Here is a 25,886-nt window from a genome sequence, read left to right as displayed (position 1 = left end):
CTTTCAAGATTGAAGTTTGACGTCACTTTACTGCGATCACTTCAAGACACATCTGCTGATGTGAACACTAACAACAATCATCTAAATAGTTATTAGGTCAGAACTGATGTTCACTCTACCGCACTCCTACATTTAGTTCGTATGAACTGTTTGTCTAATTCAAACGTCTTTACATATCCAATGGGCAAGTTGTTCGTGGTAAGATGACATTCAAAACTCATAAGCGAGCCATTTTCAACAGAGTCGTAATCCACGGCAGGTAATGGCGAGGCGCTGCAATTGATAGGTCTGGAAAAATCTTCCAGATTGTTATTGGCAATATTTGTCAGCTTCTTTTTAATGAATTGAATTTCCTTAGGTGATAAGTTTTCGCTCAATACGTCATCTCCAATGCGTAAAAGTTCTCTACCTATTACTTGACCATTTCTTCTAATGGAATCTGTTAAAGAGAATTGGTTTCTAAAAAAAGTATTGATTGTAGCTATCTTGACAAAACGATCATCCTTTTCAAGATCTAACGACTGATAGGTATTCATATCTACTGTTGATTCTTTTTGATCGCTACCGCTTTTCTTGATGATTGCGGTGGTTTTATTGAACCATATTTCGTGCTGCTGGTATTCGTATCCTTCCAACAGCTCACCATTAGCAGATTCATCAGTCACGCATCTAGTGTACATCTTTGAAGCTACCGCCAGATAATGAAAACCATTACTTTCTACATAAAGCGGCACTTTGTATTTTTCTTTTAAACTCCATTCTCCTTGAAGTCTGTAACATGGGTAGTCACAATTTTCAGGCAGCTCACTCAACTTCGTATAAGGGTTGACAAAATCAGTTTCAAAAGCCCATTGGAGTGTATAATCTTTAGGGAATTCTAAAGACTCCTCTTCATCTTTATTTAGTATGAAAAAAATGGCACTTATCAGCAAAACACTAGTTACTAGAGCAAAGGGCATCCATAGCGTCGTGAACCTATTAGAATCTTTTGGATTGATATTCTTAGCACTATTTTCTAAGTCCCTGATGTAAAGAATGCGATTGACATTTTGCAAGGTCCTTTGATACTCATTCGTTGTTGCAGTACCATTAATAAGGCGAGAAAATTGAGAATCACTATAACCTAAATCTCTTGCGATTTTTGAGTTGGGACTATTCTTGAAGCGCTTTTTATCTGCATCAAAACTTCCATAAAGCGTTTCTAGCTTACTGGTGATCTCTTCATAATACTCCTTCATTTTCATTCTAATTGGGGTAAATAGTTATATATCGAAATTATGAATATCATAATAAGAATCAATAAAATTTGATAAAATTCAATAAAATTCCTTGAAACATAAAGATTAATGAAATAATCACATAAAATTGTTCACTATCTCAAATATTCTTGCAAAGATTAAGAATATGATAATTGAATGATTATGTTATTCATTTAAAGATAGTCTTCCATCACATTAACATAATACCTTAACGATGATCAAAGACGTTCAAAAAATTTCTGGAAATAAAAGCCCCAATAGAAAGGAACCCAAAAAATGGAAAAACCTTTCCCTATTATTAGGACCACTGGTCTTTATCATTCTCCACTTTTTTATTGAGGCACCAGAAGGTATGTCACCAGAAGCCTTTAGTGTATTGGCAGTTGCTATATGGATGGCGATCTGGTGGATTTCTGAAGCAGTTCCTATTGCGGTCACCGCTCTATTACCCATCATATTATTCCCGCTTACCGGTGCGATGGATCTTAAACTAACCACACCTTCATATGGACATAAGTATGTCTTTCTTTATATAGGTGGTTTCATTCTAGCGCTCGCGATTGAACGGTGGAACCTCCATAAACGTATTGCTCTGAACATACTCAACCTGGTAGGATCCAAAATAAAGTATATCATACTGGGATTCATGTTAGCCACGGCTTTCCTATCCATGTGGATCTCAAACACGGCCACGGCCGTGATGATGCTTCCCATAGGAACCGCCATTATTACCCAAATTAAAATTAACATCAGCAAAAAGAAATCCAAGAGAATAGGCAAGGCGCTGATGCTTTCCATTGCCTACAGCGCGTCCATTGGAGGTTTTGCTTCCTTGATAGGAACACCGCCTAATCTGGTTCTAGCTGGAGTTGTTGAAGAACTTTACGGAATCAAAATAAGCTTTGTAGACTGGATGATGTTCGCACTACCTGTTTCATTGATATTGCTTTGCATAACATGGATTTACTTAACTAAGTACGCCTTTAAACTAAACGAAGCCGTTTTCCCTGGAGGTCATGCTCAAATCAAATTAATGCTAGGTGAATTGGGCAAAATGAAATATGAAGAGAAGGCAGTTTCCTGGGTGTTCCTAATAACAGCAATGGCATGGATCTTCAGATCATTTATTGAACAATTCATTCCCATGATTGATGATACCATCATTGCTGTGATTGCTGCGATATCCCTGTTCATGATTTCTGCAAAGTCTCAACGTCGCAGATTGCTCAACTGGGATGAAGCCGTGCAACTTCCATGGGGAATTATCTTATTATTTGGAGGTGGTATGGCACTGGCCAGTGGTTTTACGGACACCGGTCTGGCAGAATGGATTGCCGCGCAACTAGGTTATTTAAAAGGACTGGACCTGTTTGTGCTAATGCTCATACTAGTTGCTGCCGTAAACTTATTGACAGAAGTAACTTCAAACCTTGCAACCACAGCCATGCTCCTACCAGTTCTCGCACCCATTGCCTTCTCCATGGGATTCCATCCCTATATGATTATGGTTGCCGCAACACTCGCAGCTTCCTGTGCCTTTATGCTGCCGGTGGCTACTCCACCTAATGCTGTCGTTTTTGGATCTGGATACCTCAAGGTAAAAAATATGGTGCGGGTGGGTGCCTCCCTGAATGTGGTTTCAATCATAGTAGTAACTATTATCACCTACTTCCTACTTCCCTATTTATGGGACTTTGATAAATTCCATTTTCCTCTGGAATTTCAGGAATATATGAGTCACTTAACCAAGTAAAAAAATAAGCATAGATCGGTTAAGAGCTAATCGATGAGTTTCCAACATACAATACCAATCAAAATGAATTTTAAACAATTATTTATAGCTCTAAGTATGCTAGGCGCATATGGAGTTATGGCGCAGCCTACAACTCTTAATGAGGGAAAGGAGATCACTTCAGGTCTTACCATTAGTGGTTCTGGCCAGATATGGATGCGATACAGCGATCTGAATCCAGGTTCAAGGATCAATGATAATCCGGTGGACCATGTCTATGATATCTCCATACGTAGATATCGATTGTCCTTCAAGGGTCGTGCGTCTGAAAATATCAATTTTGCGCTATTGATAGGTAACAACAACCTCAATCTCAAGAATCCCGACACACCTCCAACCATACTGGAAATGTACATGAACTATAAGTTTAGTGATAAGTTGATCATTACCGCCGGTAAAAGCGGTTGGACTGGATTGTCTCGCTATGCAGCACCTTCATCTTCAAACTCGCTGGGTCTGGATGTGAATTTTGCAGCAGGACCATTGCTCAACTTTCAGGATGACCGTTATAGAAAATACTCCATTGCGGCTCACGGTATCTCAGGGAAGTTGGATTATCGTGCCGTGATAGCAAAACCTGTCAATACAAGAAGTAATTCCGTTTTGACAGATGATGCAAAACTGGTCTACAATCCCAACTCTTTGTACACTTCTGCCTACGTGAAATACCAATTCTTAGAAAATGAACCCAGCACACCATTTAGCGCAGGGACTTTTCTAGGTACCAAAGACATCCTAAACGTTGGAGTAGGTTTTCTCAATCAAACCAAATCTGCCGCTAGCCTATCGGTTCAAAACGATACACTGACACACGCTGCTAGATCCTTTGCCATTGATGCGTTCTATGAGCAAAAACTGACCAACAATCATTCATGGACACTCTATGCGGCCTACCTCAATCATGATATAGGTCCCAATTATGTACGTAATCTGGCGGCAGACAACGTTGTGGATGCTGGACAGAGTTCTTCTTTCAACGGCGTTGGGAATGCGGTTCCTGTTAATGGAACCGGTAACATCTTTGTTTTACAGGCAGGTTATCTACAAAAACTGGAAGGTGAGGCGCCATTGATGGAGGGAATTCAGCCGTTTGTCACGGCTCAATATTTAGATCTGGACGCATTTGATGATCCCGTGATGCTTTATGAAGGCGGCATCAGTTTTTTGTTGCGCGGTCACAATTCCAAATTTGTTTTTGGATATCAGAACTGGCCCGTCATTATGAAGGACATGTCGATGAAAACCACACGCAATTCCATGGCGGTTTTGATGTATCAATTTAAGTTTAATTAAACACAAAACATCTCTTGCTGAGCGTTCCGGTTTTAAAGTTGACGCTTCAATCCATGACATCACTAATTTGAGAGCAAGGCGGACTTTGGTATATATCGCTTTCGCGAAAGCGAAAACCTCAAAAACACTTTAACTTCAATGATACTCAAAGCAATGTCGAGCTTTTGAAGAGTTGGATAAAAGAAAACCTGATTTTACAATAGCTGAACTAGAGGTAGATATTATTTATCGGGATCCTAACAAATTGAATGGATACCTTTTTAAAAAATGGTGGACTCTGTTTTTGTAGTGAATTGTTGCAAAGCCTTCATACCACGATACGAATTACCTTTTTTATTCAATAGCGGACTCCAAACGGCGATGCAATATTTTTCAGGATGTAGCGCGACGATACCACCACCAACGCCACTTTTTCCTGGAAGGCCTACCATGAAGGCAAACTCACCAGACTCGTCATAAAAACCGCAAGTTTGCATGATCGCATTGATACGGTCTGCCTTTTTGGGAGAAATAAGCTGTTCGTTATTCGTTGTTTTAAAAGAATCTTTAACTAAAAACATGAATGCTCGTGACAGATTCTCACAACTCATTTCTAGGGAGCACATGGTAAAGTAGAAATCCAGCACTTCTTCTGGATCGTTCTCGATATTATCAAAGGATTTGAGGTAATAACACAGAGCGATATTCCTGTATCCCACGGACTTTTCTGATTTTGCTACAGACATGTCGTACCCAACATTATCCTTCGAGCATATAGAATGAACAAAATCCAGAAACTCTTTTGCGGGATCTTTGAATTTGGAAACCAAAATATCGCAGATTACCAGCGCTCCGGCATTGATCAAAGGATTACGCGGTTTACCTTTATGATCTTCCAGTTGCACCAAAGAATTATACGGATTACCCGATGGTTCCACACCAACTCGCTTCCATATTGAATCACCTTCTGATTTATAAGCCAGCGTTAAAGACAATACTTTGGAAATACTTTGAATAGAAAACTTGGTTTTAGAATCTCCAGTACCATAACTTTTACCGTTTGCCATTAGCAGATGAATTCCAAATTTCTCAGGATTGACCTGCGCCAGCTCAGGAATATAGCTAGCTATTTCTCCTTTATTTTCTTCCCTCAGAATGGACTCGTGAATTTCTTCAATTGTCTTTTGATAATCAACCATTTGTTTCACCTTCACTATGTTCTTGAAGATCATCTTTTAGTCCGTCAGGCAGTCCCATGACATCACTGAGAGAAAAACCTATAGATTCATCATCATCGTCTGCAATCACACTTATTTTCGAATTGGTTTCCAGCACAATGGCGTAGATCTGTTTTATCGACTTGAAACCTTTCTGCCGGACTTCTGCATAGATCTCGGACTTCAAAATCCGTTCTTTTTTTAAATTCTCATCGATAAACTTACCTTTATATAACAACAAGTGAGGGTTTGATTTTACGATACCTCTCAAACCTTTAAAGCGATAGACCAGCTTTGTGGTTATAAATTGAAGGATGAGTAGCACCAGAATATTTATCGCGCCTTCAAACACAGAAATATTGTCAAGCAGCACCGTGGATGCAAAAATAGATCCTATTGAAACGGTCACGATCCAGTCAAAGCCATTGAGTTCAGAGGTCGATCGTTTTCCCATCACCCTTAAATAGAGAATGACGATGACGTAGATAATCACAGATGATACTAATATCCCTATGACGTTAGTTATATCGAATGAAAAAGCTTCGTTCATTTTAAATTATTTACAAGTTCTTATTTTGAAGTACAACAAAGTACACATACTTAAAGTAGGTAGAAAAATCTTTGTGATCTTTTAGGATTTGAAAATGTATATTGTAGGTGATTTTTTAGGATCCTATTCAAGAATGAGAGGTGTGATAGAAGTTAATGCCAATACCGGACGAGATTCAATAGCGAGTTAAGCGAGCATATCATAGAAAAGCAAATTGGTTGATCTTCTTTTTATGTGAGATCGAAGTCAATAAAATCTTGAGAAGTGAGAGAAGAGTATGAATGTAGTTTTTGAGATTAGATCGTATACTTCTAGCCTATGAAATCATCTCCATAAAAAAAACCGAAGATTTCTCTTCGGTTTTCTTTGTGCGGATGACAGGAATCGAACCTGCACGCCGTGAAGCACTAGATCCTAAGTTTGTGACCTCAATGATTTTATTTTCTAACTCACTCATAATCAATTGCTGTTATTTTGAAAACCATACAAATTTAAGCAAAATGATACTCGCTTTGATACTCACGCTAGCCTTTTTAATCGACCCTAAAATCTTGATCTCATCAAAGGGGCTTTAACTATCTCTACTTCAAGTATAACCTGTCTTTTGTATACTCTAGATTGAATTATCTAATAATACTTCAATCATAAGTTTCTAAGACTTACTTATAGGCGATAAAATGATCAAAGTTGGGTAATAAGAAAACAAGCCCTACCATGTTGAACTCTATTCCACTAATTTTTCGTCTTAGCGAGGTAGCCGAGCGATCGAAGACTTATGAACTAATAGCTTGTAAACAGTAATTTTTGGAGAGTTTCAATACCTTCTTCTCAGCTAGGTAAAACCACATCAATCTATTTAGCATTTGAAGTGTGATATTTTATTTATCGTTCTAGACCGCATTTAATCAATCGAGAGCACTTAGAAAAAAATCTATTTGTTTTAATAGCTTTCAACTATATAACTTACCATCAGTTTATCTTAATTCTTCAACCGCTCCATGCTTTTATCCTTTCTTAAGGCACTTTCTGAACGTTTGAGAACTCTACTTGCTTCCTGAAGTGAACCGTAGTTAGATTCAGCCCAGAGAACTAGTTCCTTGTTAAAATGGGCAATTATGTGGTTATAGTCTTTACTATCTAAAAAAAAACTGTCGCTCGATTTACTGGACTGCTGGATAGTAGACCATTTTTTAAATTCTGAAATACCTTCTTTTACAGCAGTTTTTTGGTTCTTATGGGATAAGTAAAAGGCGCCTACTATTGCGGCAAGTCGTTGTAAATCTCTAAAATTTCCATAAAGTGGATCTTCAGCTAAAAATTTATTTATTGCAGCGTCTTTTATCAATTGTGGACCATCATCACTACTGTGGATACTTTTCCAAGCTTCATTCCAAAACCTAGACAAATCTTCCCTTGATTTTCTAAGCGGTGGTATCTCTACTATAAAACGAGCTATTCTATCTATAAAATCTAAATCTAAGTGAACGTCATTTAACTCTTGAAAACTTTTATTGCTTGCAGTTATTAATCTGAATTTAGCTGCTCTGGGCTCATTAGATCCTATAGGATAATACTTGCCAGTTTGTAATACTTGAACAAGCTGTCGTTGTAAGGGTTTTGATAAGTCTTGAATTTCATCCAAAAACAGAACACCTCCATTTTCAAATTCGGCTAATATCCCTTTCTTATTTTGATTTGCTCCTGTAAAAGCACCTTTTGTAAACCCAAATAGTTCACTTCTTAATAGTTCTTCATTAAAAGTTCCACACGCCAGTTCTTTATAAGGTAAGTCAGTGTGTAATGGTGCTATTACTTCTCTTACATAGGTGGACTTTCCTGTTCCACGTTCACCAAGCAGCATTATCGGAACGTCTAATAAATGTGCAAATACTTCAATGCGTTTCTCTGCCTCTTTACGAAGTCCAGATTGAGTATCGTTAGGGTTTATTAACGGAGTAAAAGTATCATTAAACTTACGTTTGAGAACTTCACTTAAATACGTTTTAGGCTTAAATTTTATTTCGTCAATGGCATAACTATCATCTGCTTTAGACCATTGGCTAGACCATAGCCTAGTATTCTCAGGAAGGTAGCCGCTCGCATTCAGCATTAACCAGACGACGTGCATTTGCGGTGTACCAGGAGAAACATTAATATGTAAATTACCAGAATAGAAACTAAAATCAGATTTAAGCAATTTTACCAACCCATCAAAGATAGACTGGTAATGCGTCACGTTTTTTATGTTTATTCCCTTATTTGTGAATTTAGGAATAGGTTTGTCTTGTAGTTCAAATTGATCTCTTACCCTTTTCACCTTTGTTAATCTTTCTCTATCAATTGAAGTTTTAGCATCTAAGTCTTCCTTGAAAAAGCTTTTTCTTTCAGCTATGTTTTGATTAGTTAATGGTTGATTATGTAAATACAAGACTTCACTTATTAGTATACTTTCGTTCTCCAATAAACCAAGAATAGTTCTAGCAGTAACAATAAAACCGTGGTTGTAAGAATCCCAAGTTAAAAGGCAGTTTTTAATTTCCATAAAGCTCCATATTTTTATATTCCGACCATTTTGAATTAATATTTTGTAGCAGCTCTTTTTTATTTGACTTTACCCAATTTACGTTCACAACTATCTTATCTGTAGCTCTCCATTTGATCTCTGCTTCTTGTGGCCTATTTTCTCCTTTCTTCTTTTTAGAAGAACTCGTTGCTTTAATCAATACCTTAGAAAGTACCTCATCAACAGGTTCTAACTTAGCTGATTCGTTTTCCGTAAATGCTTTTAAAGTAGCTACTTTACTGATTTCTAAATTTTTATGCTTTTCAAAATTATTCGTCCCATTAGTATCCTTTAAAAAAGTAGTTAAGTCCATTAGTTTTGTGATCTCTTTTTTCTGCAGAATTTTTTTAGTTTCTGAAATTTCATCAGTTATTAGTGCATTGTTTTTAAACGCATTGTAGTTGCTAATTTCTTGTACACTTTTTTGAGAGTGAAATGTCAACGGGAAATCCTGTTTCCATTTATTATATATTCCGATTAAGTCTTTCGTTTGTTTATTACTGAGAGATATACCAACCTCAAATCCAGTATCCATTCCGTGCTTTTCAAAGTTTGCTGTAAAAACATACGCTTCTTTACCGTCCAGGATAATACTTTTGGCGTGTATCAGTGGATGGCAGAATACCATTGCACCAGCTTTTTGTAATTCCGAAATATGGTTTACGATTGTTTTTTCCCTTGGTCTGCAAAAGATGGTTACTTCAATCCCTGATTTAATCTTGTTTAAAATCCCTTGCGCTAGTTCGTGCTCAATATCTAACCCAAACGTTGAAAATGAAATTTGATCCTCTGCATTCTTAATAGCGTTGTGTAGAGTGCTCTTTAGATTAGATAAATCTGGATTGGGAGATGTGCAAAGAATATGATCTAATTTTGGTGCTTGAAATTTGTTTGCTGGTCGAACTTTATCAAAGGTTTGGGTATCATTCTGCTCATCAGTAGTGTGTTCCCAAAAATGATATACAAATAGCTTAAATAAGTCATTAGTTTGTGATTCATCAAGTGCAATGCCTAGCTCTGGGTTTTCTTTAAAAGGCTTTTCATTAAAATTGCCTGTAAACAGAAATCCATTGGCATTATATGATTTTGGATCAATCAAAATAAATTTTGCGTGAAGGTTTTCTGCCTGACGATGAACAAAATTTCTTCTAAATTTATTGTTGATCATCTCCTTGTACTCATCGAAAATAAAGCTATCGTCTTCTGGATACGCCTGTGTTTTTAATCGTGTTTCTGCTGCGTCCAGAATAAATACCTTGACATCTCTTTGACTTGCTTTAACTAAGGCGTCTATAATACTTGTATCTTGAATGAGAAAAGACTGTAAGCAAATCATTTCTTCAGCTTGCTCGATGTGTTCTATAATATTGTGAAAAAGTACCTGTTTGGGTCCTGATTCTTTTACAGATAACTGCTGCTCTTCTGTACTTTGCCAGTTAGTCTTGGAAGGAATAAAGACATTATCAAGAAACTCTTCATTACGGAATGTTTGTTTGAAATTTATAGTATGCATTTGATTGTCTTTAATAATTAAGATAATTGATGGTGTCTAGTTTTGCTTTGATGTAAAAATCAGCAGGATTTTTATGTAATTTATTGAGTAACTCCATTCTTGATATTGAGTTATTCAACGACTGAATGAACTCTACAAATTCTTCAGCAATCTCTTTTGTGTAAATATGAAACTCTTCATCAGAGAAAAAATAATTTTGAATGCGAGAAACAACTAGTGCGGTAAACCATTTTTCTGCTTCTTGGTCATCCAATGGACTTATTTGAACAGGTTTTTCGAGTTCCATTTTATTAAAGTAAAGACCGTTGTATTTTGGGTTCTCTATAGAAATAGTTCTTTTTAGTGAGAGGGCATTATGGTCAAAAGGCATCCTTATTAATTGTAGCTCTTCATCATAAGTACTCTGGTACTCATTAGTCAATAGTTCTGCAATTACTTCGCTTATAGAGGTTTCAACGGTATTTGAAAAATCTAGAAGTTGAGTTGTATAATTCTCCTCATTAAAATGGAAGATGTAATCCTGTTCCTTCTTTTCTCTAACGACATAAGTATCTTCAATATGTTTTAATTTAAAGGTGCCGTTTTTTAAGTGCTGACTTTGATTAATGAAATCATTGAATTCTCTTTTAGCATTGTTCTTAGTGTTTTCTTGATCTTGAAATCCGTCTTTGCTTAAAGGCTCTAATTTTACGATTATTGGATGTGCATTTTTAGGATAAGCAATGGTCATTGCTATAATACCTCTTTTTTCTTCTTCAATCTCTTCTTTAAGGCATACTTCGATGCCTCTAGCACTAATCCAGTATTCTAACTCATCACTATGTTCTTGATAGTCTTCATCAGAATCTTCTTTATATTTCATTAAATAATCGAGCTGTTCTAATCTATGTATTATGTTCTTAACTGCGTTCTTGTTTAAAGGTCTTAAGAAGTCTTGCAAGTCGTCAACAGTGAATGGAGATTGTTCCGAACAAACTTTTAAAATAGAAATAAAAGGCGACTCTTTACTAATTTCCGTATAATCCGTAAGTACTTGATATGTTGTGGTAGGTGTATGTTGTATAAGTTTCATTGCTTTAGTTTTTTTGATTTATGGCTCGTTAATCTTGAATCAATTTCAGTTGCCATTTTTTGGAGAGCTGGAAGACCAGCTCCCTTTTTTAATCTTTCTGGATTTCCAAATAGTACAAGTTTATAACGTGCTCGAGTAATGGCTACATTCAATCTATTAGGACTGTTATAGAAAGCTCCTTTAGATGCTTTGGTAAAAGATAACAGTACCATATCTGCCTCGTCTCCTTGAAATTTATCTACCGTGCAAAGTGTTATTTTGATATTTCCGAGCGTGAAAAACTTATGTTTTCGATGTTGATTAGTGAGTCTTCTCAACATTCCTTTTAACTCAAACTCTTGGTCTTTATAAAAAGTAAGTACTGCCACCTCGAATTCTAGTTGTGTTCCCGCTTTCGCGAAAGCGTAAAAAGAAAGTAGTTCCTGTTTTATATGATTTACTTCTTCTGGATTAGTAATACGTTGTTTGCCCTTTTTCCTATTTTTAAAACTGCTGTAATTATTGGGTATCCAAACGACAGCATCCTCTTCTTCCTTGTAGTTTTTCAAAATATTATCTCTTTCCTTTATCAGGCTATCTTGAGTTTTAAGAATTGTGTTTGCGGTTTTTAAATTTCCATCATTATAAAAATACTTTCTTGAGTATTGAGCAATCTCATCTTGCATACGATGCTGATAGCTTAAGGATTGAAACTTCAATTCTTTCACTTTGGTCATACTGTCAAATCCAGAATAGAGTATTTTCTCCACGTTGTACGTGGTACTTCCATCTTTTGTTGTACGCTCTTTTTCTCCTACGCCTATTTGCAAGAGTTCTAATATAGAAGGTAGTGCAACGCGTCTTAGGCCTTCAACTTTCTGCTCAATAGAAGAAGGAACTAGTATGTCATATTCTACTTTCTTATTCTTTTTAAGCTCTGGCTCAAAACGGTATTGATACATCTGCTCAAGACTTCTACCTACTAATTCGCCCCAGTTTTGATCTGAATCAAGCTTATGAGAATAATTATTAATCCAACTTCTTTTTCCGTTTCCGCCTTTATGGTAATGGTTTTGGAAGTGTTTTAAAGATGGGTTTCTAAGTTTATCACCGAAAAACTTTGCTTTAAATTTCAAATGTTTAGCAATAAGCATTTCATTATCTACTGATGGCTTAGTAATAATTACATCTGCGCTATTCAATAGCCACTGTTCTGAATAAGATGACAAAGATGACTTTTGGGCATCTAGATGAAATATTTCTAAGTCACTATCTTTTAAATTATTTGTCTGTTCCTGATCCCTATTAGTAAATAATACGTGAACTACTTTTTCTTTGTTTGCCAACTTCAAGTCCTTTTGAAGTTCAAAGGTTTCAGCTATAAGATCTTGTTGGTCTTTATCTAGTAATTTATTAAGATGCTCTGTAACAATATCGCCTTCCGTATATGGGGAGAGTTGATTTACATCGCCAACTAAAACCCACTTTTTTGCATGCAATGCCGGAACTAAGAAATCTAGAAATGTGACTTTTGAAGCTTCATCTACAATCATTACATCAAAAGGTTTACCTACGCCAGACTTAATATCAGGATGCTGTAATATCCCTATTGCCGTGCCACCTACTAGATTTGCAGAATCCAAAATAATTTGATCGAAGTTAGAGCTTGGTCTATTAGAATTAAGGCTTTTCTTTAATGCCTTCACTCCAACAGAATCTTGCTTTTTATTCAAATTACTGAGCATTTCTTTTTTAGTATGCTTTATAAGATACTTTAAATGATAAGGCTCTACGCTTTCTTTTCTTATCACTCCAGGACTTGATGCTATACGCATAGGACTTATTAAACCTTCGGTATGTTTTTTATACTTACCTATTATCCTATCGATAACATTATCTACTGCAACGTGCGTAGAGGAAACTAATAAAACACGCTGTCCTTGTAAGGCGCATTGGATGATTAATTCTATAATAGCAGTGGTTTTACCAGAACCTGGTGGACCTTCTAAAAGAGCAAAGTCTTTAGATGCTAAAGCCTTTCTAACAAATTCTTGTTGTTCTGTTGCGCCGTCAATAGCTGTATTGTTGAGGATTTTGAAAACAATATTGTCCGCAATGTTATAATCATAATTAGTTTCAAAATAGCGTTCACTTCTATCTGGTCGATCAAAAAGTCTGAGCAATGGCGTATAATGACTTTCAGGATTCTTACTTAATGTTATCAATGCTTTTTCCTGCATTCTAATTTGATAATCATTAGCTTTAAGATAGATTGTGTGATCAATTCCGGGATCTTTATTAAAGTCAAGGTATAATTCCTCTTCATTGCGATCGCTTATCCTTATTTCATTTTCTCGATCCGTTTTATAATTCCCAGTAGGTTTAGAAGATAAAACTGTTTCTTGTTCATTTTTAAAAAGGTAATTGGTTATTACAGAAGATTTTTTCGCTCCTATCGTATCCATTGACTGAAGGTGATATCTCCAAAGAATAGTCTTGCCTTTTTTACCATTATCATCTTTAAAGGTTTCTAATTGGACAGGTATGGCTATCGCATTTTGACTTTGAATAACTTCTCTTGCGCTTCTTAAATAATCTTGAGAATCCTTAATGCCGTGAAAAACGCCATCTAAAAGATTATTTACACGGTAATCGTCCTGACCTTCTTTGTTAAAGGCGTTAAGCTGTCTAAGAGTTCTTTTTGGTTCAGATCTCATAATTTAGTTGCTATAGTTTATTCCTGTATCTCCATAGGTAGCATAGGTGGTAATAAGGAAATTCTTTTTTGCTATAACAACAATCTTCTTTATACAAAGGCATTCTGCTACAGTCAAGTAGCCTTGACTAACTGCCTCTAAAATGTAATTTTGACTCAAGCTATATTCTTTTTTGTTTTTAGTTGTAGTTTTAATTTCTCCTTTTACAAGGCAAAGGGAAATTAAGAACTCTGGTATGTGTCTTATTTTCATTCGTTCTTCAAAGTGGGACGTCAATTGATAGTTTAGTATTTTCATTTTATGTTATTTAATAAGCTTACGAGCCAATTAAATGCCACACAAAAAATGTCCTAAAAACCAGTAAATTGAAAATTCTATTTTTATTTTGAAAGACAATATATTATAATATTGAGAATATATTACTCTACACGCCCATATCTATCTAAGCCCCACATAACTCGTTGAAGTATTCATAGATCATCACCATAGCAAGCGTATCCAGCTCACAATAACGCAACAAGGCATTGACGGTTTCTGTATGTTCCAAGTCGGAAGTTCCAAATCCTTGTAATTTTGCATAAGCAAAAAGAGCAGCACCACCATTTGCTATTTGCGGCGTTTCATTTGTTGCGTGTTCAATGGCTTCTTCTAATTGCTCATTTGTCAATCCATCAAATAGAGGTGGTAATGTTTTGTACGGATTAGTTGGAACATCATCTTCCATTTTCAAGAAAACATAGTTATTCTCAAAATTCTTGCTCGTTAGATTAATTGATCCTATAGGTTGGGTGTATTTCTCCTTTAAGCGTTCACTGGATTCTAGCACAGCTGGAAGTATCGCTTTGATAGAATTCGACCCACCAGTTTGAGGGTGAAAATAATTTCGCACTACTGTTCTTTGAAGATCTATCATATCTCTTGGACCTGCAGCGTAAGTTTTGGGATTGCTCCCGGTTGAGTGGCTAATGCTTTCAATAAAATCGCACAGTTCTTTTCTATCTGGTTCATCTGAATTGGATAGCGGATAATGAATCACATTGACGATCGTATTCTCATGATTGTGGTATCTGAAGATACTGCCTTCATTGATCTCTAGATCTCTCTTTAAAGCACGTATAAAATCAAAATTTGGTAAGATGCCCTTCTCAACATTGATGTATTCACTAGCATGTTCTACCCTACCATCTTCATGAACGATATGATGACTGTATTGAAAGGCTAACTGTTCATAAGGTCGCATACCTGAGGTAAATGGAATTGCAACTGCACTGGTTTCGAAATCGATAAAGTTAAGCGGGTATTTCCATTGGGACATTTCTAATCTTAAGTTCTCAACATCTGCATAACTAGAGTTGTCCTTTTCCTTATGTTTTTGGATTTGCAGCCATTGCCTTTCACTACGGCTCAAACCATAGGCATCTGGGCTGATATTAAAATCGCCTTCCTCCAATTCATCCATAAAGACCTTTCCGTTTTCAAATGCCTTTTTTACGGGATTGTTCCAAACATGTTTTGTTTTAGGATCATTAAGTCTTTGATGTTGTTGCTTTCGCGAAAGCGAGGAGAACTCAGGTTTGATAGCAGGAAATTGCCTCATCCAGCATTCATGGAATCCGCTCAACTTACCAGTTGGAGGATCATCCAATTTGAACTCGCACCCATAACAATGAGGACCAATAGGCGTTTCAATTTTCAGATCATGTTGGTAATTTGTTTTAAAATATTCAACAGTCTCGCTAAAAGAACGTTCTGGGTCTTGCGGATTCTCATTAAATATCAATTGCACCTCTTCGTTAACCTCAATAATGGCAAGAATGGATGCTCCTAAATCGTCTCTAGTCAAACCTGGTGTTACTTCCACGCTTGTTCGTAGCTCTGAATTAGGAACAATTTTGAAGTGAGAATTTAACCCATCAACGGTAGTCCGTTTGGATTTATCAACAAGATTAAGGTAAGGCTTAATGTTCCATTCTGGATGACATTGTTGGATCACATACTGCTGGAATGCAACGTCGTATAAGTATTCACTCCAGCCTAGCTTTCCCTTACTTTTGATGAATGAATCGTGCGAAGTACTATCCATGGATTTCGCCTTCACCTCAATCAGCCTAATGTTATTTCCCTTCTTTTCCAGAATATCTGTTCTTATAAAAAGACCGTCATGGAGAAAGGCTGCTTCAAAAATCGTAACGTTTTCCTGCTTCAGCAATTCCGCTGTTCGTGCCGCGTGTTGGTCATAATTCCAATCCTCACCTAGAATAGCGATACCATCAGGAAAATACATTCGAGCCAATTCCTCGACCTGGAAACCACCTTGTGCAAGACCTTTTAGGAAACTATCGGTCTCGCTGGTGTCCTCGTACTCTTCCTTTTTCGTATAGTAAAGTTTAGTTGGACAACTGAGTGCTAGTTTGAATCTAGATTTTGTGAGATATCTTGGGTTGATCATAATAGCTAATCAAGATTGATTAAGGTTTTTTACAGTACTACTAATACCTCTTCAGAGCGGCCTTTAGTTTATCCTTGATAATTACCCTTAATGCAGTAGGTTGAAGCACTTCCACATTCTCATTCATTCGCAACAATTGAGTAATGAATTCATGGTTGGGCTGTAAATGAAAAGTTACCAAAGATTCGGATTCATCAGGTAATAAAGTAAACTGCTGACTGTGATGAAGCGGTAAGGTTTGAAGGTATTTGTACTGAAAGTCATAAGTCTTGATAACTACTTTTAAAGGAGCCGAGAAATACTCATCACTGTAGTTGATGCCCACTATGTCTTTATAACGTTCCAATTTCTTTTCAAACTTCTTGGTGTCGATTCCTGGCTCGCGAATGATATTCACGTCTGTCATTCTCTCAATTCCGAAATTCTTGAAATAATCCTGTCCGTCTGCTACCGCTATTAAGTACCAGCGGTTCAAATATTCTTTTAACCTGAGTGGGGTGACTAGATATTCTTTAACCACCCCAGTATGGAAATTCTCTTTCTTAAACTTCAATTTGAGACCAGTATTCATAGCTTTAACTATAGGATTGATATTACTGACACCAGTCAGATCGCTACTATCATCTGGTATGATCCATTTTTCAAATTGGGAATAATTCTTAAGCCCTTCTTCATAGATCTTGGCTAACGAACTTAATTCTGCGAACTTGAAAAAACGAGAAAGTAGCCGCTCATCTTCTGCAAGAAAATATCCTTTGTGTTGACGATTGTATTCGATGTCTAGACTGTACTGCTCCTTTAAAGACTTCAAGTCACGCTCTAACGAGCGTTCTGATATCTCGATATCGTAACGTTCCCACAATTGATCCATGAGTTCTTCCTTGGTGATATACTTTTTCCAATGAAGTAGTTGGACAATACGCTCCAGTCGCTCCAGTTGATTGTAACCTGCCATGTTTTTTTTGATTTTGCTCAAAAATAAGGATTCAGACCGCCAAATAGTGTCGGAGTGAAAAAGATTTTTATTTTAGTGAAATCCAATTTCTTTTCTTCGATGTTGCGCAAATAGTTGTTCTTCTTGGTTGAAGATATCCGTCAGAACCCTTGGTTCAAGAAATGTGGTTGAAAACCCTAGCTTTCGCGAAAGCGCATTTGCCTTTTCAACATCCAACTTACCAAATTCATACTTTGCAATCAAGCGTCCTTTACGTAATAATGCTTTGTCAACATTTTGCAAATCTGTATTAAACGAACAAATTATCTGGATGTTTAAGCAATCAGATAAAATACCATCAGAAAGGTTGAGCAGAGCACTCACAGGTGAGTTTCCTCTATGATCACGACTTGTTACAATATTTTCAGCATCTTCAATTACGAGTATACTATCTGGCTTATTCATTAACAGTGTCATAAATGCAGGACTTGTAAGATCTGCAGCAATGTTAGGCGGCATAAATATGACGTCTTTAGAAACGCAAGCTATCAAATGCTTAATATAAGTGGTCTTCCCAGTTCCAGGCTCGCCGTGTAACAGTATTATGCCCTTATCCATTTTTTGATTTAAACGTCCCTTAATCGTGCGGTCTGCAATTTTAAAGTCATCGTTGTAATGCATTTCTATTTCTAGATCTGTTCGTTTGATTTCTAAACGGGACAATTCTAGACCAATTGATCCCATTCTCATAATATTTATGAACGGCTTATCAATTTCTTTGGGTTTAATGCAGGATATCAAAAGCCTGTGAATCATACCTACTTCTTTATAAGGTGTACGTGAAAAAAGAATGTTCACTTCTTCATCCTGATGGTTCAGATAAACTAGAACATCCTCAAATAGAAAATAATACATATCATCATACTTTGAAACCTCATGATTTACAAAAGCGCGCCTACTATAAAAACTCTCCCAAAATTGTTTTTCATACTTGTTAAGAAACTTGTTTTTAAAGAGATCCATATTAATTTCTGACTCTGAAATCGAGTTAGGTATATTGCCAGTTACTTGAATAAATAACCGCTTATGATTAAGGAATTCCCCATGAGAGACCGCTCCCACGACAGATAAATCTGGAGCTGTGGTTATGTTTTTGGACTTTTTGTAAATCATGATATAAAATTTTTACAATTATAAAGGCTACCTACGCCAAATCATGTCGGTAATAATTTCACATTCTATCACGCTTTCACTAAAGCTTAATTAACACAAAATATCGAAACAAAATTCAGTCCGCCTTAATCTGGCGGTCGTCACATATATGTTTGCACTGAATTTGATTGTTTACTTTGATTTATGAAGCAAACCGTTGCAAGGAGGAATTTGAAAATTAGGGGTTTTCATTGATCAAATTGTGACGGTTTTTTGTTCGCTTTTGCGAAAGCGAAAACCATTTACATCAATCTTTTAAATCACAACGTCGCAATCTGGCGAGGTCAACTTTTAGATTTATCAAGTATTAGAAATTAAAAAATCCGCTGCATGGAATCTGAACGAATTTGGGGGAATTCTATAGGAGGAAGTGTGGCGGTTAATTAATGAATTGGGGAAATTCATCATTAAAATCAACATCAATCAAAAGAAATAAATCGCAGCAATGAAGAAAATAGAAATAACATTATCTGATGAACAATACGCTACCATTAAGAATGAAATTGAACAGTGCTCTATGATCAACGTGGAAGAAGCTGTGATGACAGGATTTAGTTTTACCGTCAGCAATGGATTTGCAGGATTCTCTTGGATGGAATTCGAGATGCATAAGAAAATAGACTTAGGCGACGTAAGCTGGAAATTTGTTGGCTAAAACCGGACTTTGTAGAATTATAGGCAACGAATTAACTCAACAATGGATTCATTAAAAATCAATTGAATAGAAGAAAAAAATAGTTATAGCGAAAATTATAGCCAACAGATGAAACGTTTGATAGATGGTGTTTCTCAAAACTTATTGCTGACTAGCGAAATAAAGTCAAAGGTTATAAAATGGAAAAATATTATTTAGCCGATCAACTGCGGGACGTTGAAAAAGCGTTGGAAAGGGTTAGGAAAATACTGCAAAAAATGATTTATAGAACATGAAACTTCCGTTCATCTGCCCATGTAGGCACTAAAATTTGGTTCCAATCCATAAGAAAACTGAAACTCAAAAGTTCAATTCTGATTAAGCGTTCATAATGTTGGCAGTTATCATCAAAATAAATACACTTATACATTTCTTGGAACCAATTATATATTAAAACTTATCTTGAATCCTTCTTATTACAAATTTTTCTATGATAATTAAACTCAGTTATATTTTACAATATTCTTTGTATCATTAAATATTTATTCTGTTTGATACTTTTACACATTCACAAATCAGATCTAAAACTTATGAAGAAATCTTTACTATTATTAATTATAATCCATTGCTACTCTTGCGAGCAAACTAAAAATGCTTACTCCACTTCCAAAGAAGCAATTAGTTCAAGTGCAGATTATCTAGACAGCACATTGATCAAACAGCCTATTAAATATTTTGATGATAGAAGTGCTAAATCAGATTCTTTGGAAAAGAAAAAGCTGATAGATTATTATTCATATCATGAAAACAAATATCCTGAATATTCAGCTGTGCGTAAATGGTTTAAATCAAATCCACCACAAACTCAAAATTTACAGGGAAATTTCTATAAAATTGTAAAGAGTGTTGTTAAGGATGGGAAAAATATAGATCGAAAAAATCATGAAAAATCAGATCCTTCTGGATCATATAAATACTTCTATGAAACAGAAGATTTTTATTTCATATTTAACTTGAAACAACAAAATAACAAAATCATCTGTGTTGGTGTTCGCAGAATCGGTAATGGTATTGGAGATGAATCTATGTATGATGTAATTTATGATGACAATAATATAGTCAAGAAAGAAATTTTTCAGGCAGAAGTAAATCCTGACCTATATGAAGAAGACGATATTATCTATTTCGAGTTTGAGAAGAAAGTGGACGATAAAAAAGTGGTTAACACCCTCAATTTAGGAAGAACAATATGAAGAGCATAAAAGTAAGTTGCTTACTACTATTTGTGATAACCTTTTACAGCTGTAAAAATGAGAGTTCTAACGTGAATGCTTTAAAGTCAATTGGCGCTTCAAGTGACGAGCAAATCAATTATGAAATATTATCACCTGAAACTTACAGATCAGAGGCTTTATCGATAATTGAAAGCGGAAAGCGACGCCTCAAGGATTTATTACCCAATGTTGTTGAAGGTCAGATGAAAATGTATGAAAAAACTCTTCTAGAAATAGAAGCTCAACCTATAAAGACTTTATCTTTTCAAGATTCTAATAGTGAAATCCAGAGAGTAAAAAATAATGCCTTAGACTCTTTACTAATCGATGAACTTAGAGTTAATCAAGTTTTTTACGAAACTATTAATGAATTAACCCTTCTAAATTTAGAATACAATAAGTCCGATTCAACGATTGTATTTCAAGATTATTACGATACTAAACCTTTCATACTAGCCGAAGAGGTGGTCGAAAAAATGGAAGAGCTTTTATTTGACGAAAAGGAAAGAGTTAAAAGGAAAGATCAAGACAATTATATTTCGGCAGCTGCAGCCCTAACGTCATTTATACCCTTAGCAGGAATCGCAGCGAAACTTGCCACGGTAGCTAGTAAAATGAAAGCATTAAAAAAGGCAATGCCCGCGAACACGATTGCTTCTAAATTTTTGAAAGAAAAGGTGCTGCCAACAATTACCAATCAAATTTCTAATCATACTAAGAGAGTCACACTAGAAGCGCAGGCCAGATTAATACCTGGAAAAGCAATAAACGGAGCTAAATACGTCATCAACAAGGACTTTAGTGAAGTAAACCAAAAAGAAATTCAAAAAACAGCGTTAGATTTTAAATCTCCTGATAACGAATTACCAGGTCGTATTAAAGACTTCTCAGATGGAGTTATAACGCAACCTATTGCAAATTTGCGTTTGATGATGAAACAAAACGTTAGCATCCTTGAAGAACACAATTTCAGTGCTTCAGGGAAATAGATAAGGATACATCTTAACCTTTCATAAAATTGAATTCGCTTTTCATTCCTCTTATTTTACTACAAGTGGATCATTTGTGTGAAATAACTTTCCTTCCATTTACGGTGCAGATTGCTGCCTTCTACCCTATTTTCCAACTTCAAAACAATCCACACAAAACAACTACCCTAAATGGCCATAAAAAAATCAGAACTCTATTCATCCCTTTGGGAAAGCTGCGATAAATTAAGAGGAGCAGGCGGCATGGACGCCTCACAGTACAAAGATTACGTGCTTACCATGCTTTTTGTAAAGTATGTAAGCGATAAATACACAGGCGACGCGATGAGTTTGATAGAAGTGCCGCAAGGTGCTTCGTTTGAAGATATGGTAGCGCTCAAAGGGCAACCAGACATAGGTGACCGTATCAATAAAGAAATACTACGACCACTCTTTGCTTCAAACGGTCTGGAAGGCTCGCTGGAGATTGTAGATTTTAACGATGACGAAAAACTGGGCAGTGGCAAGGAAAAAGTAGAACTGCTTTCTAAACTCATCGCCATTTTTGAAAACCCTGCACTTAACTTTAAAAACAACCGTGCAGAGGATGATGATGTGTTAGGTGATGCCTACGAGTTCTTAATGCGTCATTTTGCTACCGAATCCGGTAAAAGTAAAGGCCAATTTTACACACCTGCCGAGGTATCTCGCATTCTTTCTAAGGTAATCGATGTACATAAGGCAGATAAGCCCTCATACAGCGCTTACGACCCTACTTGTGGTTCTGGTTCGCTATTGTTGAAAGTGGCTGGCGAGGCTCCTAATGGTTTGACGCTTTACGGTCAGGAAAAAGATGTGGCAACTAAAGGTCTTGCCATTATGAATATGTGGTTGCACGGTTATCCAGAGGCTTCTATCGCTGGTAAAAACACCATCGCATCACCACAGTTTACAGAAAACGGTCAGTTAAAACGTTTTGATTTTGTCGTGGCAAATCCACCGTTTTCTATTAAGAACTGGGATAGTGGTATCGTGCCATTAGATGATGAGTACAACAGGTTTCGAGGCTACGGTGTGCCACCAGATAAAAATGGTGACTACGCTTTTCTATTGCATATCATAGCCTCCTTAAAAAGTACGGGTAAAGGTGCTGTTATTTTACCTCATGGGGTACTTTTTAGAGGAAATGCTGAGGCAGAAATTAGACAAAACATCATAGAACGCAAATGGATTAAAGGTGTCATAGGCTTACCTGCAAACTTATTTTACGGTACTGGTATTCCTGCCTGTATCATCGTGATTGATAAGAAGCATACAGACGACCGTAAGGGAATCTTTATGATGGATGCCAGTAAAGGCTTTATCAAAGACGGAAACAAAAACCGACTACGAGAGCAAGACATTCACCAGATTGTAGATGTATTTAATACACAGACCGAAGTTGCTAAATATGCCCGATTTGTAACCTTTGATGAGATTGAAAAGAACGAGTACAACCTCAATATACCACGTTATATAGATACGCAGGAAGAGGAAGATATACAAGATTTAAACGCACACCTTAATGGTGGTATTCCTAATAAAGACATAGAAGGGTTAAGTAGGTTCTGGGAAGTATATCCTAGCCTTAAATCACATTTGTTTTCTCGCTTTCGCGAAAGCTACTCACAACTAAACGTAGCAGCCAGTGACATAAAAAGCGCTATTTATTCGCATCCAGAATTTACCAGTTACAGCAATCAACTAGCATTGGTCTTTGAAAGCTGGAAAGATAAGGTCTACCAAGACCTGCAAGGTATCAATGCCCATACCGCACCTAAAAAGTTAGAAAAACATATTGCTGAAGCCTTGTTACACGAGTACGATGGCAAGCCGCTTGTCAACCAGTATGCGATGTATCAGCATTTTATGGATTACTGGAATGCCATGATGAAGGATGATGTGTACCTGCTTGCAGAAGACGGCTGGGTAGCCAAAACCAAACGCATTATAGAAAAAAACAGCAAAGGAAAAGACATAGATAAAGGCTGGACCTGCGATTTAATCCCTAAGCAATTAGTGATAGACAAGTATCTAGCCAGCGAGCAAGAAACCTTGAACGATTTGGTGTCACAATTAGAAACCAAACAAGCCGAAATCACCACCTATAACGAGGAGCATGCTGGTGACGAAGGACTCTTAAATGATGCTACAAACGATAAAGGCACGATTACTAAAACCACACTTGCTGCCTATTTGAAAAAAATAAAAGGCGACAAGAGCGAAAAAGAAGCCTACAGCTTAGGAAATAAAATGTTAACCGCTTTCGCGAAAGAAGCCACGCTTAAAAAGCAAATCAAAACCGCTGAACAACAACTGGACGAGTTAACCCTAAAACAGTACGGCAAACTCACCGAAGCCGAAGTAAGAACTCTAGTGGTAGATCATAAATGGTTAGCGTCTATAAGTTCTTTGCTACAAAGCGAGATAGACAGCATCTCACAACGGTTGACTGGACGCATTAAAGAACTAGCAGAACGTTATGAAAACGCCTTGCCAAAACTTACCGAGCAAGCCAAAACTGCCGAAGAAAAAGTAGCCAGCCACCTTTCTAAAATGGGATTGGTATGGAGTTAATGACAAAGCAAGACTACAAGCAAACAGAAGTTGGTTTGATTCCAGAAGATTGGGATGTTTTCAATTTAGGACAAAAATGTAATACTTATTCAGGCGGAACACCACCAACTTCAAATAAGGCGAATTATGATGGAGATATTCCTTGGATTAGTTCTAGCGAATTAAACAAGAAAAAAATATATGAGACTAAAGGTTTTATAAGTGAATTAGGCCTTAATTCTAGCTCAGCTAAGATTGTCCCTCAGAATACTTTTTTGTTAGCTATGTATGGTGCAACCGCAGGCGTTTCTGCGATCACTAGAATAAGTGGTGCAATAAATCAAGCTGTTTTGGCTTTTGAATCTGATATGATACTTGCTGAGTATTTATATAACTTTTTCTCACTCAGAAAGGAATATATTATACTAACTTATTGCCAAGGCGGGCAGCCAAATTTAAGTGGTAGTATCGTCAAATCAATCAAAATCCCACTACCACCAACCCTAGAAGAACAAAAAGCAATCGCCACTGCATTAAGTGATGTAGATGATTTGATAAGCAACCTAGACGCACTCATCGTTAAAAAGAAAGCCATCAAACAAGGCGCCATGCAACAGTTGTTAACGCCACCACACAAAGGTGGGAAACGTTTGGATGGTTTTGATGGGGAATGGGTGGAGACACCTTTGGATGATTTGTTATCGAAATACCAAAATGGATACTCTTTTTCTGCAAAAGGTTATGAGGATAATGGTGTCCCAATAGTTACAATGGCTCAAATAGGCTTGCAGGGTCAGTTTCAATTTAATAGTAACAAAGTGAATTATTGGTCTGCCTCAGACTTGAAATTTTTAAATGATTTTGTTTTGACTAAAGGTGACTTAATAATGTCTATGACTGATGTAACTCCTAATAAAAACCTTATCGGCAGAATGACAATTATCGAAGAAAATGGGCCATTACTACTGAATCAACGCGTAGGCCATTTGATAATAAATAAGGACAAAGTCAACTCAACAGTCTTAAAACACTTATCCAATATGAGACGTTGGAGAACATATTGTAAATCAATAGCTTCATTAGGAGTTCAAGCTAACATAGGCACTACCGATATTAAGAATGGAACATTCATTTTACCTTCAATTGAAGAGCAAAATGCAATCGCAACTGTACTCGTTGATATGGATAAAGAAATCGAAGATCTAAGCACTAAAAAAGAAAAATACGCACAACTCAAACAAGGGATGATGCAAGAGTTACTTACTGGTAAAACGCGGTTGGTGTGATGGCAGAAAAAATCACATATTTTTATGAAAATTGGGAGTTTTGGACTAACGTATTAGGCATTCTCGTGACAGCTGGATTGGGCTTTGCAGTTTGGTTTTCCACTAAAACTTTCAATAAAAATCAATCAGAAATTGCGAGTCATCAGCTTCAAAAAGAATTGTTCTCTGAATTCAATAAACGGTATGATATTCTAAATGGCTATTTAGAAAAAATTACCAGATATGAATCATTAGAGCATTTAATGGCCAAAAAACCTAATAAATATCTTTTTCTAAGAAATAAGCTTAATGACTATTTCAACCTATGTGCTGAGGAATACTACTGGCTTAATAAGGGACGAATAGATAAGAACTTATGGAAATCTTGGGAAGTCGGTATGAACTCCTGGTATGATAATCACCGCATTATAAGAGAAGCTTGGAAAGAAGAGTGCGACAACTTTGGGTATCAGTCTTTTTATTTGAAAAAGGGCGAGCAATTTTTTAAAAAGTATAAGAAGTGATAAGCTTAATAGAAACCAGAAAAGAAACATACGAGCGCATTAAACAATAGGTGACACAAGAGTTATTAACGGGTAAAACGAGGTTGATTTTAATAAT

Annotated in this window: 19 protein-coding genes; 8 read left to right on the top strand and 11 right to left on the bottom strand. The window is 36.4% G+C overall.

The window, feature by feature from the left end:
- Positions 1-110: 110 nt before the first annotated feature.
- Complete coding sequence (locus tag BLO34_RS13315) at positions 111-1,244, bottom strand: hypothetical protein (RefSeq protein WP_157686839.1); 1,134 nt, start codon at positions 1,242-1,244, stop codon at positions 111-113.
- Positions 1,245-1,473: 229 nt separating this feature from the next.
- Between BLO34_RS13315 and BLO34_RS13310 the strand changes: the two genes are divergently transcribed.
- Together BLO34_RS13310 and BLO34_RS13305 are read left to right on the top strand one after the other, a co-directional pair.
- Entirely contained in the window at positions 1,474-3,012 is a 1,539-nt protein-coding gene (locus BLO34_RS13310; RefSeq protein ID WP_090755993.1) for an SLC13 family permease, read from the top strand.
- 63 nt (positions 3,013-3,075) lie between these two features.
- Positions 3,076-4,344: a porin gene (locus BLO34_RS13305; RefSeq protein WP_157686837.1), complete on the top strand. Its 1,269-nt coding sequence runs from the start codon at positions 3,076-3,078 to the stop codon at positions 4,342-4,344.
- A gap of 260 nt (positions 4,345-4,604) precedes the next feature.
- Here BLO34_RS13305 and BLO34_RS13300 read toward each other — a convergent pair whose 3' ends face one another.
- The 10 genes from BLO34_RS13300 to BLO34_RS13255 form a co-directional block, all read right to left on the bottom strand.
- Positions 4,605-5,555, bottom strand: a complete 951-nt coding sequence (locus BLO34_RS13300) for a glutaminase (protein WP_231959507.1) — start codon at positions 5,553-5,555, stop codon at positions 4,605-4,607.
- Complete coding sequence (locus tag BLO34_RS13295; protein WP_090755989.1) at positions 5,515-6,090, bottom strand: DUF421 domain-containing protein; 576 nt, start codon at positions 6,088-6,090, stop codon at positions 5,515-5,517. The genes BLO34_RS13300 and BLO34_RS13295 overlap by 41 nt, the downstream gene beginning before the upstream one ends.
- 979 nt (positions 6,091-7,069) lie before the next feature.
- Entirely contained in the window at positions 7,070-8,632 is a 1,563-nt protein-coding gene (locus BLO34_RS13290) for a sigma 54-interacting transcriptional regulator (protein ID WP_090755987.1), read from the bottom strand.
- Positions 8,622-10,166 (bottom strand): phospholipase D-like domain-containing protein, encoded by a 1,545-nt coding sequence (locus BLO34_RS13285; protein WP_090755985.1) that lies wholly within the window; start codon positions 10,164-10,166, stop codon positions 8,622-8,624. Before BLO34_RS13285 ends, BLO34_RS13290 begins: the two co-directional genes overlap by 11 nt.
- A gap of 10 nt (positions 10,167-10,176) precedes the next feature.
- A complete protein-coding gene (locus tag BLO34_RS13280) occupies positions 10,177-11,238 on the bottom strand; it encodes a hypothetical protein (RefSeq protein ID WP_090755984.1) in 1,062 nt (353 codons plus the stop codon).
- A complete protein-coding gene (locus tag BLO34_RS13275; protein ID WP_090755982.1) occupies positions 11,235-13,934 on the bottom strand; it encodes a DEAD/DEAH box helicase family protein in 2,700 nt (899 codons plus the stop codon). The genes BLO34_RS13280 and BLO34_RS13275 overlap by 4 nt, the downstream gene beginning before the upstream one ends.
- Positions 13,935-13,937: 3 nt before the next feature.
- Entirely contained in the window at positions 13,938-14,231 is a 294-nt protein-coding gene (locus BLO34_RS13270; RefSeq protein ID WP_157686835.1) for a hypothetical protein, read from the bottom strand.
- A gap of 145 nt (positions 14,232-14,376) precedes the next feature.
- A complete protein-coding gene (locus tag BLO34_RS13265; protein WP_231959506.1) occupies positions 14,377-16,383 on the bottom strand; it encodes a DUF2779 domain-containing protein in 2,007 nt (668 codons plus the stop codon).
- 40 nt (positions 16,384-16,423) lie between these two features.
- Positions 16,424-17,359, bottom strand: a complete 936-nt coding sequence (locus tag BLO34_RS13260; protein WP_157686833.1) for a helix-turn-helix transcriptional regulator — start codon at positions 17,357-17,359, stop codon at positions 16,424-16,426.
- 51 nt (positions 17,360-17,410) lie between these two features.
- Complete coding sequence (locus tag BLO34_RS13255; protein WP_090755978.1) at positions 17,411-18,490, bottom strand: AAA family ATPase; 1,080 nt, start codon at positions 18,488-18,490, stop codon at positions 17,411-17,413.
- 484 nt (positions 18,491-18,974) lie between these two features.
- Here BLO34_RS13255 and BLO34_RS13250 point away from each other — a divergent pair, with 484 nt between their 5' ends.
- From BLO34_RS13250 to BLO34_RS13225, 6 genes are all read left to right on the top strand, one after another.
- Positions 18,975-19,184, top strand: a complete 210-nt coding sequence (locus tag BLO34_RS13250; protein WP_090755976.1) for a hypothetical protein — start codon at positions 18,975-18,977, stop codon at positions 19,182-19,184.
- Between the two features lie 569 nt (positions 19,185-19,753).
- A complete protein-coding gene (locus tag BLO34_RS13245) occupies positions 19,754-20,416 on the top strand; it encodes a hypothetical protein (RefSeq protein WP_090755975.1) in 663 nt (220 codons plus the stop codon).
- Positions 20,413-21,426 (top strand): hypothetical protein, encoded by a 1,014-nt coding sequence (locus BLO34_RS13240; RefSeq protein ID WP_157686831.1) that lies wholly within the window; start codon positions 20,413-20,415, stop codon positions 21,424-21,426. Before BLO34_RS13245 ends, BLO34_RS13240 begins: the two co-directional genes overlap by 4 nt.
- Before the next feature lie 171 nt (positions 21,427-21,597).
- On the top strand, positions 21,598-24,021 hold the full coding sequence (locus BLO34_RS13235; RefSeq protein ID WP_090755972.1) for a type I restriction-modification system subunit M: 2,424 nt from the start codon (positions 21,598-21,600) through the stop codon (positions 24,019-24,021).
- Entirely contained in the window at positions 24,012-25,286 is a 1,275-nt protein-coding gene (locus BLO34_RS13230; RefSeq protein WP_090755970.1) for a restriction endonuclease subunit S, read from the top strand. The genes BLO34_RS13235 and BLO34_RS13230 overlap by 10 nt, the downstream gene beginning before the upstream one ends.
- On the top strand, positions 25,286-25,789 hold the full coding sequence (locus BLO34_RS13225; RefSeq protein ID WP_090755969.1) for a hypothetical protein: 504 nt from the start codon (positions 25,286-25,288) through the stop codon (positions 25,787-25,789). Before BLO34_RS13230 ends, BLO34_RS13225 begins: the two co-directional genes overlap by 1 nt.
- The last annotated feature ends 97 nt before the right edge of the window (positions 25,790-25,886 follow it).

The sequence above is a fragment of the Nonlabens sp. Hel1_33_55 genome, assembly GCF_900101765.1.
Lineage (GTDB): Bacteria > Bacteroidota > Bacteroidia > Flavobacteriales > Flavobacteriaceae > Nonlabens.
This window is presented reverse-complemented; position numbering and strand designations above follow the sequence as displayed.

Bases quoted from the DNA above. Each gene is read 5' to 3' on its own strand.
- BLO34_RS13315 (WP_157686839.1), bottom strand. From the start codon at position 1,244: ATGAAAATGAAGGAGTATTATGAAGAGATCACCAGTAAGCTAGAAACG.
- BLO34_RS13310 (WP_090755993.1), top strand. From the start codon at position 1,474: ATGATCAAAGACGTTCAAAAAATTTCTGGAAATAAAAGCCCCAATAGA.
- BLO34_RS13305 (WP_157686837.1), top strand. From the start codon at position 3,076: ATGAATTTTAAACAATTATTTATAGCTCTAAGTATGCTAGGCGCATAT.
- BLO34_RS13300 (WP_231959507.1), bottom strand. From the start codon at position 5,555: ATGATCTTCAAGAACATAGTGAAGGTGAAACAAATGGTTGATTATCAA.
- BLO34_RS13295 (WP_090755989.1), bottom strand. From the start codon at position 6,090: ATGAACGAAGCTTTTTCATTCGATATAACTAACGTCATAGGGATATTA.
- BLO34_RS13290 (WP_090755987.1), bottom strand. From the start codon at position 8,632: ATGGAAATTAAAAACTGCCTTTTAACTTGGGATTCTTACAACCACGGT.
- BLO34_RS13285 (WP_090755985.1), bottom strand. From the start codon at position 10,166: ATGCATACTATAAATTTCAAACAAACATTCCGTAATGAAGAGTTTCTT.
- BLO34_RS13280 (WP_090755984.1), bottom strand. From the start codon at position 11,238: ATGAAACTTATACAACATACACCTACCACAACATATCAAGTACTTACG.
- BLO34_RS13275 (WP_090755982.1), bottom strand. From the start codon at position 13,934: ATGAGATCTGAACCAAAAAGAACTCTTAGACAGCTTAACGCCTTTAAC.
- BLO34_RS13270 (WP_157686835.1), bottom strand. From the start codon at position 14,231: ATGAAAATACTAAACTATCAATTGACGTCCCACTTTGAAGAACGAATG.
- BLO34_RS13265 (WP_231959506.1), bottom strand. From the start codon at position 16,383: ATGATCAACCCAAGATATCTCACAAAATCTAGATTCAAACTAGCACTC.
- BLO34_RS13255 (WP_090755978.1), bottom strand. From the start codon at position 18,490: ATGATTTACAAAAAGTCCAAAAACATAACCACAGCTCCAGATTTATCT.
- BLO34_RS13250 (WP_090755976.1), top strand. From the start codon at position 18,975: ATGAAGAAAATAGAAATAACATTATCTGATGAACAATACGCTACCATT.
- BLO34_RS13245 (WP_090755975.1), top strand. From the start codon at position 19,754: ATGAAGAAATCTTTACTATTATTAATTATAATCCATTGCTACTCTTGC.
- BLO34_RS13240 (WP_157686831.1), top strand. From the start codon at position 20,413: ATGAAGAGCATAAAAGTAAGTTGCTTACTACTATTTGTGATAACCTTT.
- BLO34_RS13235 (WP_090755972.1), top strand. From the start codon at position 21,598: ATGGCCATAAAAAAATCAGAACTCTATTCATCCCTTTGGGAAAGCTGC.
- BLO34_RS13230 (WP_090755970.1), top strand. From the start codon at position 24,012: ATGGAGTTAATGACAAAGCAAGACTACAAGCAAACAGAAGTTGGTTTG.
- BLO34_RS13225 (WP_090755969.1), top strand. From the start codon at position 25,286: ATGGCAGAAAAAATCACATATTTTTATGAAAATTGGGAGTTTTGGACT.